This window comes from Streptomyces sp. NBC_00829 (assembly GCF_045161795.1).
Lineage (GTDB): Bacteria > Actinomycetota > Actinomycetes > Streptomycetales > Streptomycetaceae > Streptomyces.
On the sequence record NZ_CP108867.1, the window covers coordinates 7,158,816 to 7,183,956 of the forward strand.

General features: G+C 70.8%; 22 protein-coding genes and 1 pseudogene. 12 read left to right on the forward strand and 11 right to left on the reverse strand.

Features of this window, described 5'->3' with window-relative positions; genetic code table 11:
• Positions 1-100: 100 nt before the first annotated feature.
• Positions 101-376 (reverse strand): annotated as a pseudogene (locus tag OG293_RS32185) (NPCBM/NEW2 domain-containing protein); the annotation flags it as partial.
• Positions 377-902: 526 nt separating this feature from the next.
• Here OG293_RS32185 and OG293_RS32190 point away from each other — a divergent pair.
• The 3 genes from OG293_RS32190 to OG293_RS32200 all read left to right on the forward strand — a co-directional run bounded on the left by OG293_RS32190 (position 903) and on the right by OG293_RS32200 (position 4,148).
• Complete coding sequence (locus OG293_RS32190; protein ID WP_406003786.1) at positions 903-2,198, forward strand: ABC transporter substrate-binding protein; 1,296 nt, start codon at positions 903-905, stop codon at positions 2,196-2,198.
• Positions 2,199-2,334: 136 nt separating this feature from the next.
• Positions 2,335-3,243: a carbohydrate ABC transporter permease gene (locus OG293_RS32195; RefSeq protein ID WP_406002262.1), complete on the forward strand. Its 909-nt coding sequence runs from the start codon at positions 2,335-2,337 to the stop codon at positions 3,241-3,243.
• Positions 3,240-4,148 (forward strand): carbohydrate ABC transporter permease, encoded by a 909-nt coding sequence (locus tag OG293_RS32200; RefSeq protein WP_406002263.1) that lies wholly within the window; start codon positions 3,240-3,242, stop codon positions 4,146-4,148. The genes OG293_RS32195 and OG293_RS32200 overlap by 4 nt, the downstream gene beginning before the upstream one ends.
• A 57-nt stretch (positions 4,149-4,205) precedes the next feature.
• Here the strand turns inward: OG293_RS32200 and OG293_RS32205 are convergent, their stop codons facing one another.
• Entirely contained in the window at positions 4,206-4,382 is a 177-nt protein-coding gene (locus OG293_RS32205) for a hypothetical protein (protein ID WP_406002264.1), read from the reverse strand.
• A gap of 245 nt (positions 4,383-4,627) precedes the next feature.
• Here OG293_RS32205 and OG293_RS32210 point away from each other — a divergent pair, with 245 nt between their 5' ends.
• Complete coding sequence (locus OG293_RS32210) at positions 4,628-5,662, forward strand: NUDIX domain-containing protein (RefSeq protein ID WP_406002265.1); 1,035 nt, start codon at positions 4,628-4,630, stop codon at positions 5,660-5,662.
• A gap of 136 nt (positions 5,663-5,798) precedes the next feature.
• Here the strand turns inward: OG293_RS32210 and OG293_RS32215 are convergent, their stop codons facing one another.
• Positions 5,799-7,163, reverse strand: a complete 1,365-nt coding sequence (locus OG293_RS32215) for a dipeptidase (protein ID WP_406002266.1) — start codon at positions 7,161-7,163, stop codon at positions 5,799-5,801.
• Between the two features lie 140 nt (positions 7,164-7,303).
• On the opposite strand from OG293_RS32215, the gene OG293_RS32220 reads away from it, so the two are divergent.
• Positions 7,304-8,521: a geranylgeranyl reductase family protein gene (locus tag OG293_RS32220; protein WP_406002267.1), complete on the forward strand. Its 1,218-nt coding sequence runs from the start codon at positions 7,304-7,306 to the stop codon at positions 8,519-8,521.
• Positions 8,522-8,620: 99 nt separating this feature from the next.
• Here the strand turns inward: OG293_RS32220 and OG293_RS32225 are convergent, their stop codons facing one another.
• Positions 8,621-9,079: a nitroreductase family deazaflavin-dependent oxidoreductase gene (locus OG293_RS32225; RefSeq protein WP_406002268.1), complete on the reverse strand. Its 459-nt coding sequence runs from the start codon at positions 9,077-9,079 to the stop codon at positions 8,621-8,623.
• 125 nt (positions 9,080-9,204) lie between these two features.
• Between OG293_RS32225 and OG293_RS32230 the strand changes: the two genes are divergently transcribed.
• From OG293_RS32230 to OG293_RS32240, 3 genes are all read left to right on the forward strand, one after another.
• On the forward strand, positions 9,205-9,942 hold the full coding sequence (locus OG293_RS32230) for a TetR/AcrR family transcriptional regulator (protein WP_406002269.1): 738 nt from the start codon (positions 9,205-9,207) through the stop codon (positions 9,940-9,942).
• Positions 9,943-10,130: 188 nt separating this feature from the next.
• Positions 10,131-11,360 carry a sensor histidine kinase gene (locus OG293_RS32235; protein WP_406002270.1) on the forward strand — a complete coding sequence of 410 codons (1,230 nt, stop codon included), beginning with the start codon at positions 10,131-10,133 and terminating at the stop codon, positions 11,358-11,360.
• Positions 11,357-12,022, forward strand: coding sequence for a response regulator (locus OG293_RS32240; RefSeq protein WP_406002271.1), 666 nt, complete (start codon positions 11,357-11,359; stop codon positions 12,020-12,022). Before OG293_RS32235 ends, OG293_RS32240 begins: the two co-directional genes overlap by 4 nt.
• A gap of 103 nt (positions 12,023-12,125) precedes the next feature.
• Here the strand turns inward: OG293_RS32240 and OG293_RS32245 are convergent, their stop codons facing one another.
• On the reverse strand, positions 12,126-14,051 hold the full coding sequence (locus tag OG293_RS32245; protein ID WP_406002272.1) for a hypothetical protein: 1,926 nt from the start codon (positions 14,049-14,051) through the stop codon (positions 12,126-12,128).
• Positions 14,052-14,149: 98 nt separating this feature from the next.
• On the opposite strand from OG293_RS32245, the gene OG293_RS32250 reads away from it, so the two are divergent.
• Positions 14,150-15,784: a hypothetical protein gene (locus tag OG293_RS32250; protein ID WP_406002273.1), complete on the forward strand. Its 1,635-nt coding sequence runs from the start codon at positions 14,150-14,152 to the stop codon at positions 15,782-15,784.
• On the opposite strand, the gene OG293_RS32255 is transcribed toward OG293_RS32250, so the two are convergent.
• Genes OG293_RS32255 through OG293_RS32265 form a run of 3 tightly spaced genes read right to left on the reverse strand, consistent with a single transcriptional unit; the run spans position 15,734 to position 19,036 of the window.
• Positions 15,734-17,284, reverse strand: a complete 1,551-nt coding sequence (locus OG293_RS32255; protein ID WP_406002274.1) for a hypothetical protein — start codon at positions 17,282-17,284, stop codon at positions 15,734-15,736. The two genes, OG293_RS32250 and OG293_RS32255, sit on opposite strands and share 51 nt — an antisense overlap.
• A 3-nt stretch (positions 17,285-17,287) precedes the next feature.
• Positions 17,288-17,794 (reverse strand): hypothetical protein, encoded by a 507-nt coding sequence (locus tag OG293_RS32260; protein ID WP_406002275.1) that lies wholly within the window; start codon positions 17,792-17,794, stop codon positions 17,288-17,290.
• Positions 17,795-17,806: 12 nt separating this feature from the next.
• Positions 17,807-19,036, reverse strand: coding sequence for a CHAT domain-containing protein (locus OG293_RS32265; RefSeq protein ID WP_406002276.1), 1,230 nt, complete (start codon positions 19,034-19,036; stop codon positions 17,807-17,809).
• Between the two features lie 447 nt (positions 19,037-19,483).
• On the opposite strand from OG293_RS32265, the gene OG293_RS32270 reads away from it, so the two are divergent.
• Positions 19,484-19,885, forward strand: coding sequence for a MarR family winged helix-turn-helix transcriptional regulator (locus OG293_RS32270; protein ID WP_406002277.1), 402 nt, complete (start codon positions 19,484-19,486; stop codon positions 19,883-19,885).
• A 148-nt stretch (positions 19,886-20,033) separates the two neighbouring features.
• Here the strand turns inward: OG293_RS32270 and OG293_RS32275 are convergent, their stop codons facing one another.
• The 3 genes from OG293_RS32275 to OG293_RS32285 all read right to left on the reverse strand — a co-directional run bounded on the left by OG293_RS32275 (position 20,034) and on the right by OG293_RS32285 (position 22,438).
• Positions 20,034-20,777 (reverse strand): maleylpyruvate isomerase family mycothiol-dependent enzyme, encoded by a 744-nt coding sequence (locus OG293_RS32275; RefSeq protein WP_406002278.1) that lies wholly within the window; start codon positions 20,775-20,777, stop codon positions 20,034-20,036.
• Positions 20,778-20,799: 22 nt separating this feature from the next.
• Complete coding sequence (locus OG293_RS32280) at positions 20,800-21,147, reverse strand: SCO4225 family membrane protein (RefSeq protein WP_406002279.1); 348 nt, start codon at positions 21,145-21,147, stop codon at positions 20,800-20,802.
• A gap of 70 nt (positions 21,148-21,217) precedes the next feature.
• On the reverse strand, positions 21,218-22,438 hold the full coding sequence (locus OG293_RS32285) for an MFS transporter (RefSeq protein WP_406002280.1): 1,221 nt from the start codon (positions 22,436-22,438) through the stop codon (positions 21,218-21,220).
• A 76-nt stretch (positions 22,439-22,514) separates the two neighbouring features.
• On the opposite strand from OG293_RS32285, the gene OG293_RS32290 reads away from it, so the two are divergent.
• Together OG293_RS32290 and OG293_RS32295 are read left to right on the forward strand one after the other, a co-directional pair.
• Complete coding sequence (locus tag OG293_RS32290) at positions 22,515-23,729, forward strand: ROK family protein (RefSeq protein ID WP_406002281.1); 1,215 nt, start codon at positions 22,515-22,517, stop codon at positions 23,727-23,729.
• Between the two features lie 486 nt (positions 23,730-24,215).
• Complete coding sequence (locus tag OG293_RS32295; protein WP_406002282.1) at positions 24,216-25,070, forward strand: YhjD/YihY/BrkB family envelope integrity protein; 855 nt, start codon at positions 24,216-24,218, stop codon at positions 25,068-25,070.
• The last annotated feature ends 71 nt before the right edge of the window (positions 25,071-25,141 follow it).

Genomic DNA, 25,141 nt, shown 5'->3' on the forward strand with positions numbered 1-25,141 from the left:
GGCATCGGACCGGCGGTTCCCGCCCCCACCGGACCCGCGTCAGCAGCTGATGCGGACCTCGGCCCAGTCGGCCCAGTCGGCCCAGTCGGCGCGGTCGGCGCGCGCGGTCAGAATCGCGGCCGTCGCCGTCGCCGCGGTCGGTGACCGTCGGACGTACGGCCTTCGCAGCCGCTGACGACCGCCGACAGCGGCTGCGCGGACATCGCGTTGGCCAGTACGTCCGTCGAGGCGGCCGGCCTGGCATCCGCCCAGATCTCGAAGGCGACCGCGCCCTTCGCCCCTTCTCGTCGTCCAGGCCGACCTGCGCGCTCGCCGTGGTGCACGCGCCGCCCGCGTAGTACTCCACGGTGCCCTCGGCGTGCACGTCCAGGCCCTCCTCGACGAAGTCGTCGGCTATCCCCTGTCGGCTATCCCCTTGGCCATGGCCTCATGGAAGTGCGCCCGGCAGTGGGCGGTTCCCGTTGTCGAACCCCATGGGCGGGGTCGGTGCGAGCCCCTCGCCAGGCTCTGGCGCCGCTGCGGGAGACCTGGCCGACGCGGTGAGGCCCCGGCGGCGGTGGCCGGGAGCGCCGGGCAGCGCTGTGGCCAGGACTCCGACGACTCCGCATCGCAAGCTACGAGCGGGTAGCGGCGCATTTGACGTTCCGTGGCATTCACGCACTTCGAGGGTGTCCTCATGTACGCGTCAGTCGCGAGCGTTTACGGTAGGCCGTGTTGAAGTCTGTTGGAATCGATGGGGTAACGGTTGTTCGTTTTCTCGCTAGAACTCTTGACGACACCTCTTTCTGGAGGTGAGATCCAATCCTCGCGTTTGGTTATGTTTGGTTTACCTCGAAGGAGGGGACATGGCGCAGTCATCGTTCAACGGTTCTGTTACGCCCGGGAGCGTGGCAGGACATCGGATGTCCCGGCGGAATCTGCTGCGCGGTGCCGCGGCGGGTGCAGGCGCGATCGCGCTGCCCTCGCTGCTCGCCGCGTGCGGCGGTGGCCCCGGCGGGGACGGCAAGACCATCCACCTGGGGTCGAACTCGTCCGACCCGGTGCCGAAGAAGGCATTCGCCGACGCCTTCGCCGCCTACGAGACCCAGTCGAAGGACGGCCGGAAGATCAAGGTCAACACCGTTGACCACAACACCTTCCAGGAGAACATCAACCGCTATCTGCAGGGCAAGCCGGACGATGTCTTCATGTGGTTCGCGGGCTACCGCATGCAGTTCTTCGCCAAAAAGGGCCTGCTCCACGACATCAGCGACAACTGGTCCGGATACCAGGGCTTCTCGGCCGCGCTGAAGGCCCAGTCGACGGGCGAGGACGGCAAGCAGTACCTCACGCCGTACTACTACTACCCGTGGGCCGTCTTCCACCGGAAGAGCGTCTTCCAGCAGCACGGCTACACCGCGCCCAAGACGCTCGACGAGTACATAGCGCTCGCCAAGCAGATGCAGAAGGACAAGCTCGTCCCCATCGCGTTCTGCGACAAGGACGGCTGGCCGGCGATGGGCACCTTCGACTACATCAACATGCGCACCAACGGCTATGAGTTCCACAAGAACCTGATGGCCGGCAAGGAAGCGTGGACCGACAAGCGTGTCAAGGAGGTCTTCGACACCTGGCGCAGCCTCCTTCCCTACTGCCAGCCCGGAGCCAACGGCCGCACCTGGCAGGAGGCCGCCACCAGCCTGCAGAAGAAGGAGGCCGGGATGGCCGTCTTCGGACTTCCGCACCCCGGCGCGCAGTTCCCGAAGGCCGAGCAGTCCGACCTCGACTTCTTCCCCTTCCCGGTCATCAACCCGGAACACGGCCAGGACGCCGTCGAGGCGCCCATCGACGGATTCCTGCTCGCCAAGAAGTCGAAGAACCTCAAGCAGAGCAAGAACCTCGAAAGCGCCAAGGACCTGCTGAAGTGGCTGGCCACCGGCAAGGCGGAGGACATCTACCTCGCCAGCGACCCCAACAACATCGCGGTCAGCGACCAGGCCGACACCGCGAAGTACACCGAACTGCAGAAGAAGGCCGTCGAACTCGTCTCGGGGGCCAAGCAGATCTCCCAGTTCCTCGACCGCGACACACGCCCCGACTTCTCCTCGACCGTCATGATTCCGGCCATCCAGACCTTCATCAACAAGCCGAAGGATGTGGACGGCCTGGTCAACAGCATCGAGAGGCAGAAGAAGTCCATCTTCGCCTCCGAAGGCTGAACCGACACCGGCCGAAAAAGACTTGGAGCCACCAGCCGTGCCGCTGCTGCAATCTCCGGGGGAACGGCCCCCGGGCCCCCGGCCGGAGTCACCCTCCGTCCGGGGCACCTTGAACGACTCTGGGGGGCGATCGGGAGTGAGCGTCTCACCGCGCGCCGCACGACGAGGGCCGCGGCGGTTCACCCGCCGCGACCTCGCCGTACTCGGCGTGCTCCTGGGCATACCGATCCTGCTCGACGTGGTCATCGTCTGGGGGCCGACCCTCGCCTCCGTCGTGCTGTCCTTCACCAGTTGGGACGGCATCGGGGACATCTCCTGGGTCGGCATGAAGAACTACCAGACCCTCTTCACCGACTATCCGCAGTTCTGGCCGGCCGCCCGCCACAACCTGCTCTGGCTGGCCTTCCTCGGGCTGGTCGCCACGCCGTTCGGGCTGCTGCTGGCCGTCCTGATCGACCGGGGTGTGCGGTTCAGCCGCTTCTACCAGTCCACGCTCTACATGCCGGTGGTGCTCTCGCTCGCGGTCGTCGGCTTCATCGCGCAGCTGATCTTCTCCCGCGACCAGGGCGCGCTGAACGCGATCATCGGGGACACCGAGAATCCAACCGACTGGCTCGGCGACCCCGACATCAACCTCTGGATGATTCTGCTGGCCGCCGCCTGGCGGCACACCGGCTACGTGATGATCCTCTACTTGGCCGGGTTGAAGGCCGTCGACCCCTCGCTCAAGGAGGCCGCCTCGATCGACGGGGCGAGCGAGCGGCAGACGTTCTTCCGTGTCGTCTTCCCGACCCTGCGGCCCGTCAACGTCATCGTCGGCGTCATCACGGTCATCGAGGCGCTGCGCGCCTTCGACATCGTCTACGCCGTCAACAAGGGAAGAAACGGACTGGAACTGCTCTCGGTCCTTGTCACCGACAACATCATCGGCGAGGCAAGCCGTATCGGATTCGGCTCCGCCATCGCCGTGGTGCTGCTGCTCGTCTCCATGGGATTCGTCGTGACGTATCTGGTCCAGGAGATCCGTGGGGAGAAGAACCGATGACGATCGACACCGCCCCGGCGCCCGCCGCCGCCCGGCCGCCCGCCAAACGCCTGCTCCGCCCCGGCCGGCTCGGCCTCCACGCCTTCCTGATGACCGTCTCGCTGGCCTTCCTCGCGCCGCTGCTGCTCGCGGTCTACGCCTCGCTCAGGCCGTACGACGAGACCTCGGAGCACGGATACTTCTCCCTGCCGAAGAAGCTCTCCCTCGACTACTACCAACAGGCTTTCAGCGACTCGGAAATGACGAAGTACTTCGTCAACACCCTGATCATCGCCGTCCCCGGGGTGCTGATCACGCTCTTCCTCGCCTCCTTCGTCGCCTTCGCGGTGGCGCGGCTGAACATGCGCGGCTCGATCGTGCTGCTGATGCTGTTCACGGCGGGCAACCTGCTGCCTCAGCAGGTGATCGTCACTCCGCTGTACGTCCTGTTCAACCGCATCCCGCTGCCGTACTGGATGTCCGACTCGATGACGATGTTCGACTCGTACTGGGCCGTCATCTCCGTGCAGGTCGGCTTCCAGATCGGCTTCTGCGTCTTTGTGCTCGCCAACTTCATGCGCGCCCTGCCGCAGGAGATCCTGGAGGCGGCCATTGTGGACGGCGCGAGCGTGTGGACGCAGTACTGGCGCATCACGCTTCCGCTGTGCCGACCAGCCCTGGCGGCGCTGGGCACGCTCCAGTTCACCTGGATGTACAACGACTTCCTCTGGGCGCTCGTCTTCATCTCCGACGGTGACAAGCTCCCGGTCACCTCGGCGCTGAACAATCTGCGCGGCCAGTTCTTCACCGACTACAACCTGCTCGCGGCGGGTTCGGTGATCGTCGCGCTGCCGACGCTGCTGGTGTTCCTGCTGCTTCAGCGGCACTTCATCGCCGGTCTCACACTCGGCTCGACCAAGGGCTGATCCGCTTGCCGCGGCCCCCTCCCGGAAGCGGCCGGGACGGGGGCCGCGGCGCTCTCGTCAGGTGACCGCGTCCGCGGTCTGCTGTGCCACGACGACCAGGAACGCATCCGATTCGAGGTCCATCACGACCTCCGCGGCCAGGCCCTCGTCCCGGCGTGCCCGGGCGAACTCCTCGGCCGGCCAGCTTCCGCGCGGACCCCCGGCGGGAAACCTCTCCAACACCGTACGGCGCATCCCGCACCCCCTTATGTCTCTTCCGTTCCAACGACGCTCCGCGCCCAGGTGTCACGGTCCCGGCGCGGTCGTCCGTCCCTGCGTTGAGACGCGTCCGGTTCCCGCACGGTGGTGGTGAACCGGCAACAGCGCGGACACAGTTGGGTCCGCGTCCGGGTACGCGATCAACAGGCCGGTTCCCGTAACGGGTTTCCGTGGCAGGGTGTTGCGGGCAATCCACTGAGGGCTACGGAAGAGGGGGAACCGTGATCGTCTGGATCAACGGTGCGTTCGGAGCGGGCAAGAGCAGTACCGCGCGCGAACTGATCGATCTGATCCCGAACAGCACGCTGTACGACCCCGAACTGATCGGCGGGCAGCTGCGTCATCTGCTCCCGCAGAAACGACTCGCAGAGGTGAGCGACTACCAGGATCTGCCGATCTGGCGGCGGCTCGTGGTCGACACCGCGGCGGCGCTGCTCGCCGACCTCGGTGGGGTGCTGGTGGCGCCCATGACCCTGCTGCGCCAGGAGTACCGCGACGAGATATTCGGCGGGCTCGCCTCTCGCCGGATTCCCGTACGCCACGTCCTGCTCCGACCGGACGAAACGATCCTGCGCGAGCGGATCGCCAACCGCGAGGAGCCGGACATCCCGGATGCCGACCAGCGCGTCAGGCAATGGGCGTACGACCACATCGAGCCGTATCTCGCCGCGCTCGACTGGATCGGCGGCGACGCGTACGTCATCGACACCAGCCGGATGGACCCCCGGGCGACGGCACGCCGGATAGCCGCGGCGATGGGCGCCGGGGACGCCCGCGTCTGCGAGATCGTGCAGACTCCCGAGCCGACCGCCGAGACACTCGCCGCCGGAGTACTCCTCTTCGACGAGCACGACCGGGTGCTGCTCGTCGACCCCACCTACAAACCGGGCTGGGAGTTCCCGGGCGGGGTCGTCGAGCGGGGCGAGGCGCCCGCGCGCGGCGGAATGCGGGAGGTCGCCGAGGAGCTCGGCATCGAACTCGCCGAGGTGCCCAGCCTGTTGGTGGTCGACTGGGAGCCGCCGCGTCCGCCGGGATACGGCGGGCTGCGGATGCTCTTCGACGGCGGCCGACTGAACAGCGGCGAGGCCGGGCAGGTGCTGCTGCCCGGATCGGAACTGCGCGGCTGGCGGTTCGTCGGCGAGGCGGAGGCGGCCCATCTGCTCCCGCCCACGCGCTACGAGCGGCTCCGCTGGGCGCTGAGGGCGCGCGAGCGCGGGCTGGTACTCAACCTGGAGGCCGGCGTTCCTGTCGGCTGATGCGACAGCCCTGCCTGCGGCCGGCCGGTGGACGTGCGCGTCGTGGTGCGTCCACCGGCCGGATCCGCGGCGGGCTCGGCGGGCCGGTGGGGCACGGTGGGCTCAACCGGGTGCGTGGTGCGGTGCCCCGCGGTGCTCAGGCCTTCTTGGACTCCGCGTAGTTCACGAGGAAGTGCGCTTCGGCGACGGACAGCCGCTCCAGCTCCTGCGGCGAGACCGACTCGTTCACGGCGTGGATCTGCGCCTCCGGCTCGCTCAGCCCGATCAGCAGGATCTCCGCCTCCGGGTAGAGCGACGCCAGCGTGTTGCACAGCGGGATCGATCCGCCCATGCCGGAGGCCTGCATCTCCTCGCCCGGATACGCGACGCGCATCGCCTCGGCCATCGAGGTGTACGCCGGGCTCGTCACATCCGCCTGGAAGGGCTGGCCCTGGCCCACCTGCTCCAGCGAGACCCGGGCGTTCCACGGCGTGTGCTTCTCGATGTGCGCGAACAGCAGCTTGGTGGCCTCGGCCGCGTCCTGGCCCGGCGGCACCCGCAGACTGATCTGCGCACGGGCACTCGCGGGGATGGAGGGGGTCGCGCCGGCCACCGGGTGGCAGTCGATGCCGATGACGGTGACGGCGGGGCGGGCCCAGATGCGGTCGGCGACCGTGCCGCCTCCCGGGAGGTCGACACCGGAGAGGACCTTGGCGTCCCTGCGGAACTCGTCCTCGGGGTACTGCAGTCCTTCCCACTGCGCCCGCGCGGGAAGGCCGTCGATCACCGTCGAGCCGTCCTCGGCGCGCAGCGAGTCCAGTACGCGGATGAGCGCGGCCAGCGCGTCGGGCGCGGCACCGCCGAACTGGCCAGAGTGCAGGTTGCCCGCAAGGGTGTCGATCCGCACGCGGATCATCGTCATGCCGCGCAGCGTCGCGGTCACGGTCGGCAGTCCCACCCGGAAGTTCCCGGTGTCGCCGATCACGACGGCGTCGGCGGTCAGCAGCTCGGGGTGTGCCTCCGCGTACTGCTCGAGACCGCCCGTGCCCTGCTCCTCCGAGCCCTCCACGATCACCTTCACCGAGACCGGGACACCGCCGTTCGCCGTGAGGGCGCGCAGCGCGAGCAGATGCATGAGGAAGCCGCCCTTGCAGTCGGCGGCGCCGCGCCCGTACCAGCGGCCGTCCCGCTCGGTCAGCTCGAAGGGCGGGGTCAGCCACGCGGACTCGTCCAGCTTCGGCTGCACGTCGTAGTGGGCGTACAGAAGAACGGTCGGAGCGTCCGCCGGGCCGGGCAGCAGCCCGTACACCGACTGCGAGCCGTCAGGGGTGTCGAGCAGCGCGACGTCCTGGAAACCCTCGGCGCGCAGCGCGTCGGCCACCCAGTTCGCCGCGGCCGCGCACTCGCTCTTCGGTGCCACGGCCTCGTCCGCCACCGATTCGAAGGCCACCAGCTCGGCCAGCTCCGCCTTGGCGCGGGGCATCAGCGAGGCGATGGTCTCGGCGATCGGATCAGCGGTCATGGGCACGCTCCTTGTGGGTGCGACGTTGTGCGATGTGTGTACGGCGAATGTGTGGTTGATCCTCCCACGGGCAGGAAGTGACTGCGCCGTAGGATGCCGTCGAGACCAGCCACGGTTCGGATCGGGAGCAGAAGCACATCGTGAGCAGCGAGAACGCAGACGCCGTAGGCGAACAGGCCGAGCCGGTGTGGGATGTCGTCGTGGTGGGCGGCGGGCCCGCCGGCGCGTCGGCGGCCTACGCGGCGGCTGTCGCGGGCCGTCAGGTGCTGCTGCTGGAGAAGGCCGAACTTCCGCGCTACAAGACCTGCGGCGGAGGGATCATCGGCCCCTCGCGCGACAGCCTGCCGCCCGGCTTCGAGCTGCCGCTGCGGGACAAGGTGCATGAGGTCACCTTCTCGCTCAACGGCAAGCTGACGCGTACGCGCCGCTCCAAGCGGATGCTCTTCGGTCTCATCAACCGGCCGGAGTTCGACGCCGGTCTCGTCGAGCAGGCGCAGAAGGCGGGGGCGGTGCTGCGTACGGGCGCGGCCGTCTCCCGTGTCGAACAGCACGGACCCGCCGTGCCGGACCGGCGCACGGTCGCCGTGGTGCTCTCGGACGGCGAGACGGTACTGGCCCGTGCGGTCGTCGGCGCGGACGGCAGCGCCAGCCGCATAGGTGCCCATGTCGGGGTGAAGCTCGACCAGGTGGACCTCGGGCTGGAGGCCGAGATCCCGGTGCCGGCGACGGTGGCCGAGGACTGGGCGGGGCGGGTGCTCATCGACTGGGGGCCGATGCCCGGCAGCTACGGCTGGGTGTTTCCCAAGGGGCAGACGCTCACGGTCGGGGTGATCTCGGCCCGGGGTGAGGGCGCGGCGACCAAGCGGTATCTGGAGGACTTCATCGCCAGGCTCGGGCTGGCCGGCTTCGAGCCCGCCATCTCGTCCGGGCATCTGACCCGGTGCCGCAGCGACGACTCGCCGCTGTCGCGGGGGCGGGTGCTCGTGTGTGGTGACGCGGCCGGTCTGCTGGAGCCGTGGACCCGTGAGGGCATCTCCTTCGCGCTGCGGTCCGGACGACTGGCGGGGGAGTGGGCGGTACGGATCTCGGAGGCGGGCGACGCCGTGGAGGCCCGTCGGCAGGCGCTGAACTACGCGTTCGCGATCAAGGCGGGGCTGGGTGTCGAGATGGGCGTCGGCCGGCGGATGCTCGCCGTCTTCGAGCGCCGTCCGGGTCTGCTCCACGCCATGATCACCGGGTTCCGTCCGGCCTGGAAGGCGTTCGCCGACATCACGCGCGGATCGACGTCGCTGGCGGGCCTGGTGCGCACGCACGGCATGGCGAGGCGGGTGTTGGAGGCGCTGGACCGGCGGGCGTAGCGGGGGCGTTGGGGGGGCGGACCAGTCGGTATGGCGGGCGTGGCGGGAGCTGGGGGCTGGACCGGCGGGCGTGGTGGGCTCGGGCCGCCGGCCGCGCTCTCACTTCGTCGCGCTGATCCTGAAGACGGGGTGCTTGGGGGCGATGGCCCGCAGCTCCTCGTCGGAGGAGTCGGGGCCGACACCTCCGAAGAAGAAACCGACCTCGGCCTTCCAGCGCCCCAGGTAGGCGCGGAGAAGGGCGGGCTTGTCGTCGTCGGAGACCTCCTCGGCGGTGAACACCTCGGTCTTCTTGCCCAGATGCAACTCGCCGCCGCCCGCCGCGCGCATGTTGTGGGTCCACTGCACATGGCCGCGAGGGGCAACCAGGTACCGCTGCCCGTCCACCGTCAGCAGATTGACGGGGGTGCGCCGCCATTCGCCGCTCTTGCGGCCGCGGACGGCCAGGACGCGAGAGCCCCAGATGCTGATGCCGCGACGGGTCATCCAGGCGACGGACCGGTTGATGACGTTGACGGTGAACCAGCCGGGCTTCATGACGTGCGTGGACTGCGCGGACATGCCGACTCCTCAAAGTGTGAGCACTGCTCTCTCGCCTGGCATCAGTGTGCACCGGATCAGCGATCCGAAGCAAGAGCACCGCTCTCGTTTTAGTGCGGCGCTCCGAAAAGTGGCACACTGCTCTCATGAGCGCAGTCCCAGGAGCCCGAGCCCGTGCCCGAGCCGAAGTCACCTCGGCCATCAAGGACGAGGCCCGCAAGCAGCTCGCCGCGGAGGGCGCGTCCAAGCTCTCCCTGCGCGCCGTAGCCCGCGAGCTGGGCATGGTCTCCTCCGCCCTCTACCGCTACTTCCCCAGCCGAGACGATCTGCTGACCGCTCTCATCGTCGACGCGTACGACGCCGTCGGCGCCGCCGCGGAGACAGCACTCGCGGCCGTCCCCGACCCGCACGACCATCCCGCCCGCTGGACCGCTCTCTGTTCGGCGGTCCGCGCCTGGGCGCTCGCACATCCCCACGAGTACGTGCTGATCTACGGTTCCCCGGTCCCCGGCTACCGCGCACCCATGGACACGGTCGGACCCGCCTCCCGCGTGGGGCTCGCGCTCGTCTCGATCGTCCGTGACGCCCACCGCGACAGCGGGATCGCGCTCCCGCCGCTCGCCGAGGAACTGCGCCCCGAGGCGCACCGGCTCGGGGCCACGTTCGCGCCCGATCTGCCACCCGCCGTCGTCGTGGCGCTGGTGAGCGTCTGGCCGCAGCTGTTCGGGCTGATCTCCTTCGAGCTCTTCGGCCAGTTCAATCGGTTCGTCGAGGACCGCGACGCCTTGTTCGCGCATGCCGTGGCCCGTCTCGCGCACGAGGTGGGCCTACGGCCGCCTCACGCTCCGGGCACACCGCCCCCCGGTCCCGGCACCGGACCCTGACACGGCACCCGCCCGAACTCGGTCCGCCCGACTCCGGTCCGACCCACTCCGGTCCACCCCCCATCCAAGTCCCCGCGGCGGGCGGGTCTTCGAAGTCAGGCCGCCGACGCCGTACTGCACAGGGAGTACGCGTGATCGCCACGCCGGGCTGACGCGCTGCCGCCCGGGGCCGGTCTAGCGTGGCCGGTATGGATGAGCAGCGCGTCGCCCGCCTCTGCGGTGGTCCCCCCTGGGCGCGGGGCGGACCGCCGCCGATGCGTCACTGGGAGGAACGGCGGCGAGACGCGAAGGTGCCCTGGCCGTCGACCCTCGTGCTCGCCGTGTTCGTGCTCGTGGGGTCGAGCTTCGCCGCTCATGGCCAGCACCGCGAACCACTCGACGCTCTCGCGCGCGTGCTGCTGCTTGCCGGGCCCGCGTTTCTGCTGCTGCGCAACCGATGGCCCGTCGTCGCCGTCTTCGGTGCCGCCGTGACCGTGCTCGCCTACTTCGCCGCGGGCTATCCCTACGGCCCGGTCTTCCTCACCGTCGCGGTCGGCGCCTTCGCGGCCATCACCTCCGGCCACCGCCGCGCCGCCTGGTGGGCCGTGGGCGGTCTCTGGTTGGGACATCTGCTCATTGGCCACTGGCTGTACGTCTATCTGCCACCGCCCGGTGACGAGGCCGCGCCCTGGGGTCAGGAACTGGTCATCGCCGCCTGGGTGGTGGCCATCGTCGCGGCCTCCGAGCTCGTACGCGTACGACGCGAGGTCTGGGCCCGCGAGCGCGAGGAGCGCGCCGCCGCCGAGAAGAGGCGAGCCGACGAGGAGCGGCTGAGAATCGCCCGCGAGCTGCACGACGTACTCGCCCACTCCATCTCGGTCATCAACGTCCAGGCGGGCGTGGGTCTCGCGCTGCTGGACTCCGACCCCGAACAGGCCCGCGCAGCGCTCACCACCATCAAGGCGGCGAGCAAGGAGGCGCTGGGCGAGGTGCGCCAGGTCCTCGACACGCTCCGCACACCCGGCGACGCCCCCCGCACGCCCGCCCCCGGCCTCGGCCGGCTTCCCGAACTGGTCGACCAGGCTTCGAGTACGGGCCTGAGCGTGGAGGTGGAGACGGTGGGGGAGCCGACCGCGCTGCCGCCCGGCACCGACCTCGCCGCCTTCCGGATCGTCCAGGAGGCGCTGACCAACGTCGTACGCCACTCGGGGTCACGCACCGCACGGGTGCGCGTCGCGTACACGCCCGGCCTGCTGGATCTGCGGATCGACGACGACGGCCCGGCCACCGGGTCGGAGGCGGGCGGCAGCGGCAACGGCCTGGCCGGAATGCGGGAGCGGGCCGCCGCACTGGGTGGCACGATCGAGGCGGGTCCCCGGCCGGACGGTGGCTTCCGGGTGCGGGCCGACCTCCCCGTCCAGCCGAAGGAGACGATGTGATCCGCGTACTGCTCGCCGACGACCAACTCCTGGTCAGAGCGGGGTTCCGGGCGCTGCTCGACGCCCAGCCGGACATCGAGGTGGCCGGCGAGGCCGCCGACGGCGAGGAGGCGGCGCGGCTGGTGCGCGAACTGCGCCCCGACGTGGTGCTGATGGACATCCGCATGCCACTGCTCGACGGTCTCGCCGCCACCCGCCGGATCACCGGGGACGAGCGGCTGGGTGAGGTCAAGGTGGTCATGCTGACCACGTTCGAGCTCGATGAGTACGTCTTCGAGGCGATCCGCTCCGGCGCGTCGGGTTTCCTGGTCAAGGACACCGAGCCGGAGGAACTGCTGCGTGCCGTACGGGCGGTGGTCGAGGGGGACGCCCTGCTCTCCCCGGGCGTGACACGCCGTCTGATCGCCGAGTTCGCCGCCCGGTCCAAGGAACCGGCCGACGCCGAGGGCCTCGCCGAGCTCACCGAGCGGGAGCGGGAGGTGATGGCGCTGGTCGGCATCGGCCTGTCCAACGAGGAGATCGCCCGCCGACTGGTGGTCAGCCCGCTCACCGCCAAGACGCATGTGAGCCGCACGATGGTGAAGCTCGGCGCCCGCGACCGGGCCCAACTGGTCGTGATGGCCTACGAGTCCGGTCTGGTGCGCCCCGGCTGGCTCTGCTGATCCCTCAGCCTCCGGGAAGCGCGCACGCAGAGCGCGTGGCCGGAGCCGGACGCGCAGAGGGCGAGTCCGGTCCCCGCGAACGGCGTGGCCACACGTCCCCCGCTCACGTTTTGGGAGTGTCCGCGAGGTCCGAGGTCGTGCCGGCCTCGGCCAGAAGGGTGCGCAGGGCCGGGTAGGTGATGGGGCGGGTGTCACCGGTGCCCAGTTGGTCGAGGAGGACGCGGGAGCGGGAGAGCTCGGCGAGAGCGAAGATGGTGAGGGCCGGCGGGGCGGGAGCGGGGAGGGTCCGCAGGAGGAGGTCTGTCAGGGTGCGGGTGACATGCTCGGTGGTGGCACCGGTGGCGAGGCGGAGATCGGCGTTGACGATGCCCTTGCGCAGGCGCTGCTGGAGATCGAGGGCCCGGGTGAAGCTGTCGTAGGCGGCGGACGGGTCGATGGCACGCTGAGCGGTGCCCAGTTCGTAGAGGACATTGAACGCGTCGGTGTGAAAGCCGTCGCGTTGGAGGAGGGCCGCCGCTTCGCGCAGCGCCTCGGCGGCCTCGGTGGGCTCACCGTCGAGCCACAGCCGCATCCCGGCCGCCGCCTGGGCTCCGGCGCGGCCACCGGGCAGGTTGGACAGGATGATCCTCGGCGGGCGGTCGGCGTCGCGCTGCTCCGGGACGTATCCACGGGTGCAGGCGTCCAGGGCTTCCAGGGAGAGGAAGGTCAAGCGGTACTGAAGGGCCTTGAAAGCGGGCATACCGGCGGCGCGCTGCTCGCGGTTGAGGATGCTGAAGTCCGACCGGCCGATGACGTACTGATGCCGTAACTCACGCATCGTCGCCGCGCGTGCGAGATCGCCGGTCAGGGTGGCGTACTCGGCGGCCAGCAGGAGCAGTGAGCAGCGCACGTACGGCACCAGTCCGGGCTGTTCGAGATGCCGGTCCAGCTCGGCCAGGGCCCGCTCGGGCACCGCCGGCTTGGTTCCCTCGGCGCGGGCTCCGGTGAGTTCGACGCACAGGTTGTTGGCGCTGAGGTTGTGCAGGCCGTGCCGGGTCCACAGCTCACGGACCTTGCGCTGGTCCTTGAGCGCCCGTTCCTGACGGCCGAGGCTCACGTCGAGATGGACGCGGAACCGGATGAGATGAGCCTCCGCCAGATCCAGGGCCCGTCGCTGGGCGGGTGTGGGGGCGGGAAGCGCGCGCGTCGCCTGCGCCAGCAGGTCCGACGCCGCGTTCAGCCAGGACTTGGCCGCCTGCCCAGGACGTCTCTCGGATTTCAGGAAGCGGATCATGCGGGGATGCGGGTTCTTGTCCTGGGCCGCGGTCATGGCCTCGTCGCACAGCGAGTGCACGAGGTGGAGGCGAGGAAACGGCATCCCCCGCACGTCCTCCTCGATCCACAGGTCGACGACCCTGCGCCGATAGGCGGACGTGCCGGAAAAGTACTTGTGCGCCTCGGCCCGGCGGAAGAGCCAGAGCGGCTGTTCCGTACGGAAGAACAGCTCGTTGAGCTGGACGAGGAGTTCGAAGAACACCAGCCAGGCCGCGAACGCCGCGATGCCTGGATCTCCTGAGGAGAGCCCGAGGAGGAACGGAGCCAAGCCCTTCCGGACGAAGTACAGTTCGACGACGTCAACGGGGAGTGTGAAGGCCTTGACCCGGGCCGCCATGGCGCCGTAGCCCGGCAGGTAGTTGTACGCGGCCAGGAACAGAGCGAGCACGATCTCGTACCGTCCCAGCCAGGAATGCTGATGCCAGAAGCCGACGACCGACGGCATGAGCCCGGCGGAGTAGGCGTGCAGCACGAGGACCAGCGTCAGGACAATGCCCCTGCCGTCGAGCCAGCAGAGCTTGCGGGCCCGTTCCAAGGGGCTCAGCACCCGCGCCGACCAGACATCGAGATGGATCATGAGTCCGATCATCAGCGCCGGGCCGATCAGCAGCGCAGGGGAGATGGCCGAGCCGTTCCTGACCGCGTCGACGGCTATGACGATGACGAGCCACTTGAGCCAGGGGTAGACCACGAGCGGCAGACGCAACAGACCCATCGGGTCATCGTGGCGGAATGCCGGGCGAGAGGGGCGAGATATTCCAAAGTTCGGTCAACGAGGCGTGTCCGCGTCTGCGGGAGGCCAGACTGTGCGGGGTGCTGATATCGGCGGGCCAACTGGGCCTCGGGATTGCTGTGCTGGGATACGTCTGTTCAAGGGCGGAGTGGCGCATCCGTCGGCGCGGACGCGGGAGCATGCAGGCGGCGTACGAAGAGCTCGCCGACGTCCCGGCCAGGCGTGACACGCGGCTGATCGCCGCTTCCCTGCTGCACAGCCTCGCAGGGGCCGGCCTCGTGTGGCTCGGCCGCGACCTGCCCCTGCCGGCGTCGGCCGCGCTCGGCCTGGTCATGGGGCTGGCCGGCTGGCCGGAGGCGGCGTGCGGCGCGGCGGTCGCGGCCGTCCTTCTGAACTCCGGCCCGGAGCCGCTGGTCTGGGGCGCCCTGCCGGTGCTGGTGGGCCACGGGATACGCCTGGCGCATCGTCCGCCGGAGCGGTGGCGGTCCCCGGAGGCGGCGCTCGTACGGATCTCGCGGTTCGGCCCGTACATCCGGCCGCCATTGCCGGTCGACCGGTTCTGGGGCTGCGCCATGATGCTGACGGTCGTCGCGCCGGCGGTCGCGGTGACCGGCGGGCACCGCGACGGCTTCGTCCTGGTGGCGTGCGCGGCGGCGGTCGCCACCCAGATGTTCATGCTCGACCAGGCCGTGGGACACGAGCATCGGTGGGGCGTTCTGAGCCACCGGTTGATCATGACCCTCGGCAATGCGGCGGCGGCGCTGGTAGCGGCCGGGCCCGTGGGCGGCTGGTTCGCCTCCCGGTGGTCGCAGACCGCGATTCTCACGGGCTGGCTCGGCGGCGCGCTGATCTGTGGGGCCGTGTGCGTGGTCCGCCGGGTCTGGCCCGGGTCACTGCGGGCGATGACCGTTTACTGGCTGTTCCCGTTCTGGGCGGTGGCGGTGTTCCACCCCACGCCGGGGACGGCTACCGCCCTCCTGCCGCTGTTGCTGGCCGAGACGGGCGTCGTGTGCCTCGTCGACCGCCCGGCGCCGGGACGGATCGCCGACCGTCTCACCGCGTTCACGATCCAGCAGGAGCGGGACCACCGGATGATCTTTCTCGGCGTGTGGCTGTACGACGGGTTCCTGAGTTCGCCCGGCAGGACGGATTTCCGGCTCGTCCGACGGTATCTCGGTATGGCCGTGCACGCGGCGCGCGGTGGCTTCGTAGCGGGCCAGAATTCGATCGTGAACAAGAATCCCGAGCTCAGGGCGCCGCTGACCGGTCTGGCGGCGCTGCGCTGGACCGGGTTGGCCACCGAGGCGCTCGCGCTGGTGGACGAGGAGGTCGCCCCGCGTGTCCCGGTGGACGGCCGGGAACCGCTGGAACGGGCCCGATCGGCGATCGAGGCCGAACTGGTCCTCACGAAGACGCTTGTGCTGACCTTCGCCGAGAAATGGGACGACGCGCTGCGCGGGTGGCGTGAGGCCGCCTTCCGCTACAAGACGCTCGGCCTGCGTGCCGAGGAAGCGGCCTGCCGTGAGGGGGCGGCCGATGTGCTGCACCGCAGGCTCGGGCGCACCGAGGACGCACGGCGAGAACGCGCGCGCATCCCCGCCGATCTGCCGGAGCCCGCGTGGGACTTTCTGGACGGCCGGGTCCGCGACGGCCTTCGCGCCCTCTCAGCCGACCGGCAGCACCAGGCGGACCGGCCCCGCGTCGAGGCCCCGTGACAAGGCGTCGAGACGGGCGGAGGGCACGGCGACGACGAGCGAGTTCTTGGCCGGTGCGTCCAGCACGAGCAGCCCTCTGAAGGTGCCTTTCACGGTTCGGAGGCTGACAGCCTGCCCCCGGCGCACGCGCGCGGTGTCGGCCGGCACCGTCAGAGCAACCCGGCCCGCCAGCGCCCTTCCGAGCCGGGGACCGAGCTCGGAAGGGCGCAGCGGCGTGCCCTTGTCCACGGGTTTCACCGTGTAGCGTCCGCTGAGCCGTCCCGCTCCCGCGCCCTTGAGGTCGGCCGGAGCCAGCACATGGAACGCTGGAAGATCACACGCCGCGCGGATCTCCTCGTCCGTCCCCGATGTCGGCGCCATGCCCGTTGCGGCCACTCCGGCGAGGACGACCGCGCAGGCCAGAAGCGACCGAACCGGTACCGCCCGTCGTACTAGCGCCGCACGCGGCGCGACATGCCCGGCGTCGGGATCCGAACCGGGCGGGGCAGGCGGGCGGGACAGGGGCCTGCCGGAAGCAGGGCCCGGCGACGAGGCGGTGGCCGGATCGCCCGGGGCGGGTACCCAGCCACCCCGGGCGGGCGCCCGTGCGTCCGGGGCGGGTACGGACGCGGACTCAGGGGGTGTCGGGTAGCGCAGGGCCGAGATCCGGTCGCAGTCTGGCGCGCCTCGGTACCAGAGCTTGGCGAGCTGCTCCCATTGGGCGTGCTCCTGGGCAGGGTCGGCCGGCAGGCCCAGCCGCATCGCCTCGATCAGCAGGAACCGGTGTACGTCAAAGGCGGCACGGATGAGCTGGGCGTAGGGCCGGGCGGCCCGGACCGCCCCGCGATAGCCGAGGACCGCGACCAGGGCTCCGCCCCAGACACAGCACGCGGCCCCGGCGCCCGGCAGGACCACAACGGCCAGCGCACCGCCCGCGACAGAGAACGCGGCGCCCAGGAAGCTGACCATCACCCCCGTCTGCAGGGCCGTCGCGGCCTGGGCGAACGACGCGAGGAAAGGGTCCGGCAGTACGGTGTAGAGCCGCGGCCACACGGTCATCGCATTCAGCCCGTAGCGGTCGCCGTGTTCCTCGGCGGCGCGCAGGATGTTGCCGAGCCGGGTCGGCAACGTCCGCCGTGCCGTGCGTGGATAGGTGAGGAACACCTCCGGGTTCTCCGCGCTCCGGGCACGTTGCGCGGCGAGATGACGCGCGAGCAGTGCCGAACGCAGCGGACGCAGCATGCGCAGATCCGGCCAGTGGCCCGCGTAGCAGCGGACCAGTCCGGGGCGCGCGACGGCAAGGAGCTGTCCCGCCAGCACCGTGACCAGCACCAGCCCGAGAACGACGAGGATCCGGGTCTCCCCGCCGAGCCCGTTCCACCAGGTCAGCGTCGCCCCCCAACCCGCCCCCGCCGCGGCGACCGTGGCCAGTGCGGCGAGGAACGCCGTCAACGGGATCCACACCGAGGTGAGCTGCCGCCGGTCGAGAAATGCGGCAGCGCCGTCGATGAGCCCGCCCATCCCTCACCCCATCCGGGAATCGACGAGCAGATGAGACTGATCGCCGGGGCAAGGAACCTCGGCAATCGGGAACTCGTCCACTTCGGCGACGGTTCCGCAGACCTGGCACCTGACCCGGACGAGCCCGACCGGCGCCACGGGTGCCCCGTACAGCTCCCAGTCACCGTCCAGGACCGTGCCGATGGCGTCGCCGTCCTCCTCCAGGGCCCGCAGGAGCTCCTCCTTGACCAGTGAGGCGTCCAGCAGACCGATCAGTCGTTCCTCCTCGACGACCAGCACGGCCGGCAGACCGCCGTTGAGCAGGTCGAGTACGGCGGGCAGCGCGGAGAGTCCGCTGACCGGGGCGTCCGGGCCGATCTCGACCGCGAGCCCGCAGCCGGCGGGGCCCACCACCCAGCGGGGACGTCCCGCGTCGTCGAGCACGACGACCGTGTCGTCCGCGCTGCCGGGGGCCTGCTCCACCGTCGTTGTCCTGTAGTCGGTGGCCATGAGCTCCGCCGCGGTCCTCATGCGTGTCCTTTCCTAGTGCCAGTCACCGATGAGCACGAAAGCGGCCCAGTAGTACGGGTGGGCGTAGACAGGCCGGCCGAGGTTGGGCGGCGCTTGGCTGCGGTGCAGCAACGCCCGCTGCCTGATCGTCAGGGCGTTCCTCCGTGCCGACGGCTCGGTGATCGTCTTGAGGGCCGTGTCGCACGCGGCGGCTGCCCCGGCGAAGTCGGCGGCCATCAGCCGGATCCGGGCCTCGGCGACCAGGAGCCGGGCCGCAGCCGCGCCGCTCACCAGCGGCGCGACCGACGCGAGGTAGGCCAGAACGTCGTCCGCGCTCGTCATGCGGAGCCGGTCCTGGGCCGAGCGGAGTGCGTCGATGGCGTGCTCGCCAGAAGCCAGACGCTCGTAGAAGTGACCGAACAGGATCGTGGTCGCCAGCTCGTCGACTGTCCAGAGGCTGACCAGGACGGCGGGCGCACCCGCGTGCAGCACCGAGCGGACGAGGCCGAGCAGTTCGTCGCCCGGCCGGACCGCGGCGACGCCTGTGCGGCACGCGGCCAGCACGACAAGGGTCCCGGACAGCTTGAGCCTGAGGAAACGTTCGGCGGTGAACAATCCGTCGGCGAGCATCACGCCCGAGCGCATCGGAGCGGTCGCGTCGAACACGCCGTGCGCGCTGACGTGCAGGATGTCGGCCGAGGCGGCTCGGCGGACCAGCGCGCCGCTGACGGCCTCCTTGCCGGTGAGGGTGTCGGTCTTGAACAGGCCGGTGAGCAGCTCGGCCTGGGCGGGACCAACCGTCAGCGCGGGCCCTCCGGGCGGGTCGGCGACGACCAGGGCCCGCCGCCGCGCGTTGCCCCGGTTGTTCCTGCAGTGCTGCAGCACCGAGGCGCTCGGCGCATAGGCGACGGAGTGCCCTGCCAGCCCGGAGCCGACAGCGTGCAGCGGGACGCGGTGCAGTGCGTCGTGGGGGACGAGCCACACTCGGTCGCCCGGGGCCAGCCGGTTGGCGACCGGCTCGACCAGGTCGGCGAGCAGTGGATCGGCCAGCAGTTCCGAGGCCCGCTCCAGAGCCTCGGACCGCCGGGGCGCCGACTCGAGTGTCCCGGTGAGCTCGGCCACAAGAGCGCGTACCTGGGCCAGTGTGTGAGGCACGGTCACCAGCTCGGGTTCCGAATCCTGGGGACCAGCGATCATGATGACGGCCTGGCTGTCCGTCAGGAAGTACTCGGCCAGGAGCATCCTGCCCTGTTCCCGGGCCACGTGCGTCCCTCCCCCTGGGTCGCTCAACTCGACGGCATGCGTGCACCTTTCGGTGGAACGCGCCTGTCCATCATTGCGACTCCCGGCCCGTCATGAGGGCTCTTTTCCGGATCCGTCCCGGTCGGTGCCTTCCGACGGAACCGATCCGGTCGGACACGAGCGCGCGGAGGGGCGGACGACAGGATGAAGGGCCGCCGACACGGCCTTGCCGGTCCGACCGGACAGAACGTCACGGACGGACGTGGGCGGGCGAGGGCGGAACATCGCGGCGCAGAGCACGAGCAGCGTGCCCCACAGGCGCGTCGCCGGGCGTGGGCTCCAGCGCTCCTGCGCGACGGGGACGTTGAGCGGAGAGGTCACGGGGAGGACAGTGTATGCTCATGCATTGAATGCAAGCGCATTTAATTCCGATGCAACAAAGCACTTCTTCTCTGCTAACGTGCGGTCATGGCGGCGAAGAAGTCCGAGCGAGCGCTCGTGGAGGAATGGCGGGACGTCCTCGCGCTGCATGCCCGTACGATCTGCGAGCTCGATCGCGAGCTGCATCAGCACGGGCTCGGCGCCAGCGACTTCGAGGTACTCGACGTGCTCGCCGAGGAGTCGGGCAACGGCGGCGACTGTTCGTTCCGCGTCCAAGAGCTCGCGTCCCGGGTCCATCTCAGCCAGAGCGCGCTGTCGCGTCTGGTGGCCCGTCTCGAGAAGGACGGTCTGGTGACTCGCGGTATGTGCAGCGAGGACCGGCGGGGTGTACGGGTCGCGCTGACGGAAGCGGGCCGCGCCCGGCATGCCGAAGTGCAGCCCCTGCAGCGCGCGGTGCTCTCCCGGATGCTGCCGGGCGCGTCCGCCTGACGCAGCCACCTTCCGGGACCCGATGAACGGCCCTGAGGGCCGTGGCGGGTTGTGAGCGGTCGGCCGGGTTGTGAGAGGCGCCCGGGACGACTCCTGGAACGCCTCGGGACCTGTTCCCGCCCCGCCCGGTGACCGGTTGCTCAAGCGCCTACGACCAGGTGACGGCGGACTGGTCGCGCCACATCGCGGCCAGCTCCCTGTCGCCCGTGACCGTCACGGCGCTCAGCGGCAACCGGTTCCACAGCGTCAGATAGAGCTGCTCGGCCGTGCCGGTCAGCTCGCAGTCCGCGGGCACCTCCGCGATGGGTTCCGTACGCGGCGCATCCGTCGAGATCCACATGGTCCACACGTCGTCCGTGTCGACCGGCTGTACACGCAGCGCACGGGGAGCCTCGGAGCGCAGCCGGCTCCGGGTGCGGCCATGGAAGCCGGTCATCAGTTCCGCGATGCCGTCGGCGGCGAATTCCGCGGCCACCGGACCCGGCTTGCCGCCCAGCGCCGACTCCGCGTCCACGCGGTGGATCGCGGTCTCGTGGGCCTGGCGCCTGGCCCAGAACGCGAGCGGGCTCGGTGCGGGCAGGAAGGTCCAGCATGAGACGTCGGCCGGGGCCTCGGAGAGGGCGGCCACCAGCAGGCCGTGCCCCTCACGGAACCACTCCACCAACTCGTCGCCGTCCAGCGAGGACTCTTCCCCGGCGGGCCGGTACTGCGTGTGCCCCTCGGCGACGAAGCCGGTCGCCCAGCGGTGAACCATGCCGATGTGCCGGAGCAGATCCCGCACCTGCCAGTCCGGGCAGGTCGGGACATGAGCGTCGGGGCCCGCTTCGACGGCGGCCGCGGCCAGCAACCGGCCGTCCCGGACGAGGGATTGGATCAGCTCGGCGGTCTTCATGCCGCCGATTGTGCCACCGGCCTCATGCGCCCTGAGGGTGTGCGGCGTGCGGACGTCCGCGCAGCAGCCGTACGAACAGTCCGAGAGCGAGCGACTGGATCAGCACGGACGCGACCAAGGCGGGGTACAGGAACCACGCGGATCCGGCGACCGCGTCCCCGAAGAGCCGGGCGGCCATCAGAAAACCGAACATCGTCGGCGATGCGAGCAGGAAGAGCCAGACGCCGGCGAGGGAGGCGTCCTCGTGATGGACGAAGACGGTGTCGACGGTGACGTACACCGTCGCCACCGCGACCAGGGCCAGGTACACCTGGGAAGCGCGATTGCCGAAGGCGAGCCGTGCTGTCGCGCCGAGCCGCTGCACATTCATGGAAGTCTCCCGTCGGTGTCGTTGGTCCCATCGTGGGTCCGTGCCGCAGCGTCGGCCTGAGTAGCCGTACTCAGCTTCCCTGGGGGACGGACGCGTTCCGGGCCGAGTACCCCAGCAGCGCCGCACCCACCGCGAGGCCGGCCACCGTCGTCAGCGCCACGGGCAGGGAGAACCAGTCGGTCAGGAAGCCGATCGCGGGCGGCCCGAGCAGCATGCCGCCGTAGCCGAGGGTCGACGCGGCCGCCACCCCGCTCGGTCCGGCGATTGCGCCGGCGCGGGACACCGCCACCGGGAAGATGTTCGCGAGCCCCAGGCCCGTCACGGCGAAGCCGAACAGTGCGATCCAGGCGGTGGGGGCGAGCGAGCCGAGCAGCATGCCCGCCGCGGCCGTCGTGCCGCCCGCGACGAGGGTGCGGGTCTGGCCGAGCCGCTCCAGCAGGGCCGTTCCCGACAGCCGGCCGACCGTCATGGCGAGCGCGAAGAAGGAGTATCCGGCGGCGGCAAGGCCCGGGTGCGCGTTCAGATCCTGTTCCAGGTGGAGCGCTCCCCAGTCCGCCATCGCGCCCTCTCCGTAGGCCGTGCAGAGGGCGATCACGCCGAAGAGGACGACGACGCGGCGCGTACGCCCCGTCAGGCGGCGCGGCGCCGGCTCCTTCGGCGTCTGCCCGGTGACGGGCGCGGGGTGGCGGAGCAGCACCGGGCCCGCGAGAGCCGTGACCAGCAGGCCGATCACGGTGAGACCGAGCAGGTGCGCGGAGGGGGAGAGACTGCCGGCGACCAGTCCGCCGAGGCCGGCGCCGATCATCCCGCCGAGGCTGAACGCCGCGTGGAAGCTGGGCATCACCGGCCGCCGCAGGGCCGCGACGAGATCCACGGCCGCGCTGTTCATCGCGACGTTGACTCCGCCGTACGCCGCTCCGAAGACCAGCAGCACCAGGCCGAGGGCGAGCGCCGAATGCGTGAGCGCGGGCAGCGCGATGCTCAGGGACATCAGCCCGCCTGCGGCCACCGTGACCGGATGGCTGCCGTAGCGGCGGCAGAGCCCGCCGGTGAGGGTCATCGTCACCACCGCGCCCGCGGAGACCCCGAGCAGGGCGAGTCCGAGGTCGCTCGCCGACGATCCGGTCTGCTCCTTGATGGCGGGGATGCGGACCACCCAGCCGGCGAAGAGGAAGCCGTCGAGGGCGAAGAACAGGGTCAGGGCGGTACGGAGGCGGGACAGGGAGGGTGAGGCGGTGTTTCCGCCGGGTCCCCCCGCAGTGGCCGTCCGTGTTTTGTTTAGTAGCGGCACAAAATCAGGATAGGGGTCAGCGGCCGATCCGTACAAGACGGCTGCTCAGCCTTCGGATCATGGGAGACTCGCCTGCATGAACGGCAAGGCGACAACCATCAAGGCGAGGCTGGAGAGGGGCCGCAGTGCGCTCGGCCCCGCGCTGGAACTGGTTCATACGGGCCGTGCGCCCACCCGTGCCGTGCTCACGGCCGAACTCGGCGTCACCCGCGCGACCGCCGGCGCGGTGGCCGCGGAGCTCGAATCGCTCGGGCTGATCCGCGTCGACTCCAGGCCGGGCGCCGCCGCCGGCTCCCAGGGCCGCCCCTCGCACCGCCTCGCCGTCGACGACGCGGGCCCCGTGGTGCTCGCCGCCCAGGTCCACGCCGACGGATTCCGCGCGGCGCTCGTCGGACTCGGCGGCCGGACCGTCGCCACCGCCCCCGGCTGCGTCACCGTCTCCGCCGACCCGGCACAGGTGCTCGGCGAGGTCGTCGAGGCGGGCGCCATCCTGCTGAGGGAGAGCGGCAGACGCTGCGTCGGGGCCGGTCTCGCCGTGCCGTCGGCGGTTGCCGAACCCGAGGGCACCGCCCTCAACCCGCTCCACCTCGCCTGGCCGGCCGGCGCTCCGGTCCGCGACATCTTCGCCGAGCAGGTGCGCCGGGCCGGCATCCAGGGCCCCGCCTTCACCGGCAACGATGTCAACCTCGCGGCCCTCGCCGAGCACCGGCACGGCGCCGGACGGGGCGCCCAGCACCTGCTCTGTGTCGCCACCGGCCACCGTGGTGTGGGCGGGGCGCTGGTCCTCGACGGGCGGCTGCACACCGGCAGTTCGGGCCTCGCCCTCGAAGTCGGCCACCTCACCGTCAACCCCGAGGGACGGCCCTGCCACTGCGGCAGCCGAGGCTGTCTCGACGTCGAGGCCGACCCGCTCGCCTTCCTCACGGCCGCGGGACGCGACCCCGGCCCTGAGGGCTCGCTGCTCCAGCAGTGCCGTGAGCTGCTGCACACGGAGTACGACGACCCGGCCGTACGGAACGCGGGCGAGGAACTCGTCGACCGCCTCGGCCTCGGGCTCGCCGGGCTCGTCAACATCCTCAACCCCGACCGCATCATCCTCGGCGGGCTCCACCGTGAACTGCTCGACGCCGATCCCGAGCGGCTGCGCGCCGTGGTCGCGGACCGCAGTCTGTGGGGCCGCAGCGGGGGCGTCCCGATCCTCCCCTGCACGCTCGACCACAACAGCCTTGTGGGCGCGGCCGAATTGGCGTGGCAGCCGGTTCTCGACGACCCGCTGGCCGCGCTGGGCTGACGGGTACCGGTGGCGCCGGACCGGGGCGGGCCGCGGTCGTAGGGTGGCGGTTGAACAGGAACGCCCGGTGGCCGCTCCTTCGGGCCGTGGGACCGACGTCCGGGTCGGGCCGGCCCGATCCACCCGAAGGGCTCCCAGGCTCGGCGCAGGCGGCGGCCGGTCGCCCGACAGCGGAGATGGGCCATGCGGAACGAGCCGTGGCGGAACGGGGTCGCTCACCGGGACGCGCCGGGCGGCGACGAGGAACGAGTGCCGGAGGCGGGGACGTACGGTCCGGGCCGCGCACCCCGGCCGGATGAGGGTGTGGGCCGCGTCCCCGGTCCGGGCGAGAGCCTGGGCCGCGCTGCGGATGCGGACGCGGGCGTGGACGCCGGCATGGACGGCGAGGAGGGCGGATACGGGGACGAGGGCGGCGGCAGAGGGCGTGACACCCGTCCGGGGGCACGTTGGACGCCTCACGGCCCGGTTCCGGGTAGTCGACGACCTATGACCCACAAGCCCTCCGGTGCCGCTCACGCCGCGCACCGGCTCCAGGATCTGCGCCGCAGGATCGTCGCGTCGCCGCTCGGGCTGGCGTGGAACCGCGGTCGCGAGGTGGAGCTGATGCACCGCGCCATGGGCTTCGCCGCGCTGGGCTTTCTGACCCTTGTGCCGCTGCTGATCGTCGTCGCCGCGGCCGACCCGGCGAGCGGGCAGGGCTTCGCTCGCTGGCTGGGGCAGGCGCTGGGTGTGTCGGAGGCGTCGCAGGACGAGGTCGAGCGGCTGTTCGGCGTGCCGGACAACGCGCTGCAGCGCACGACGGCGTTCGGTCTCGCGGCGCTGACGGTCTTCGGTCTGACCTTCGGTTCGGCCGTCCAGACCGGTTACGAGAAGGTCTGGGACCTGCCGACGGCCCGCTGGCACACCATGTGGCGGCACGTCGTCTGGCTCGCGCTGCTCGTCTTCTCGCTCCTGGCCTTCTTCAGCACACCCCTCCCGGCCGACAGGGTGCTGACCACCCTGCTCGGCATCGTGGGCGACCTGGTCGGCACCATCGCGTTCTTCTGGCTCTCCCAGCGGGTGCTTCTCGGCGGCCGGGTCCGCTGGCGCGCCCTGTTGCCCGGGGCGGTGGCAACAGGTTTCGGCATGCTCGGTCTGCGGGGCTTCTCGCAGCTCGTCTTCTCGCCGCTGATCGCCTCGAACGCGGTCACTTACGGGCCGTTCGGGACGGTGCTGGTCGTCCAGTCCTGGCTCGTCGGCGTCGGCTTCGTGGTCTACGGCGGCGCGCTCGTGGGGCGGCTCTTCCACGAGGAGCGCCTGCGCAGACGGCTGGAACACCGGGACGACAACGAGAGCGCCTAGGTGTTCTGTCCCGGGCGATCTTGCCGGGCTCGCGTGCCCTGGCGCGGGACCCGGGGCGCTTCGATCAGTGG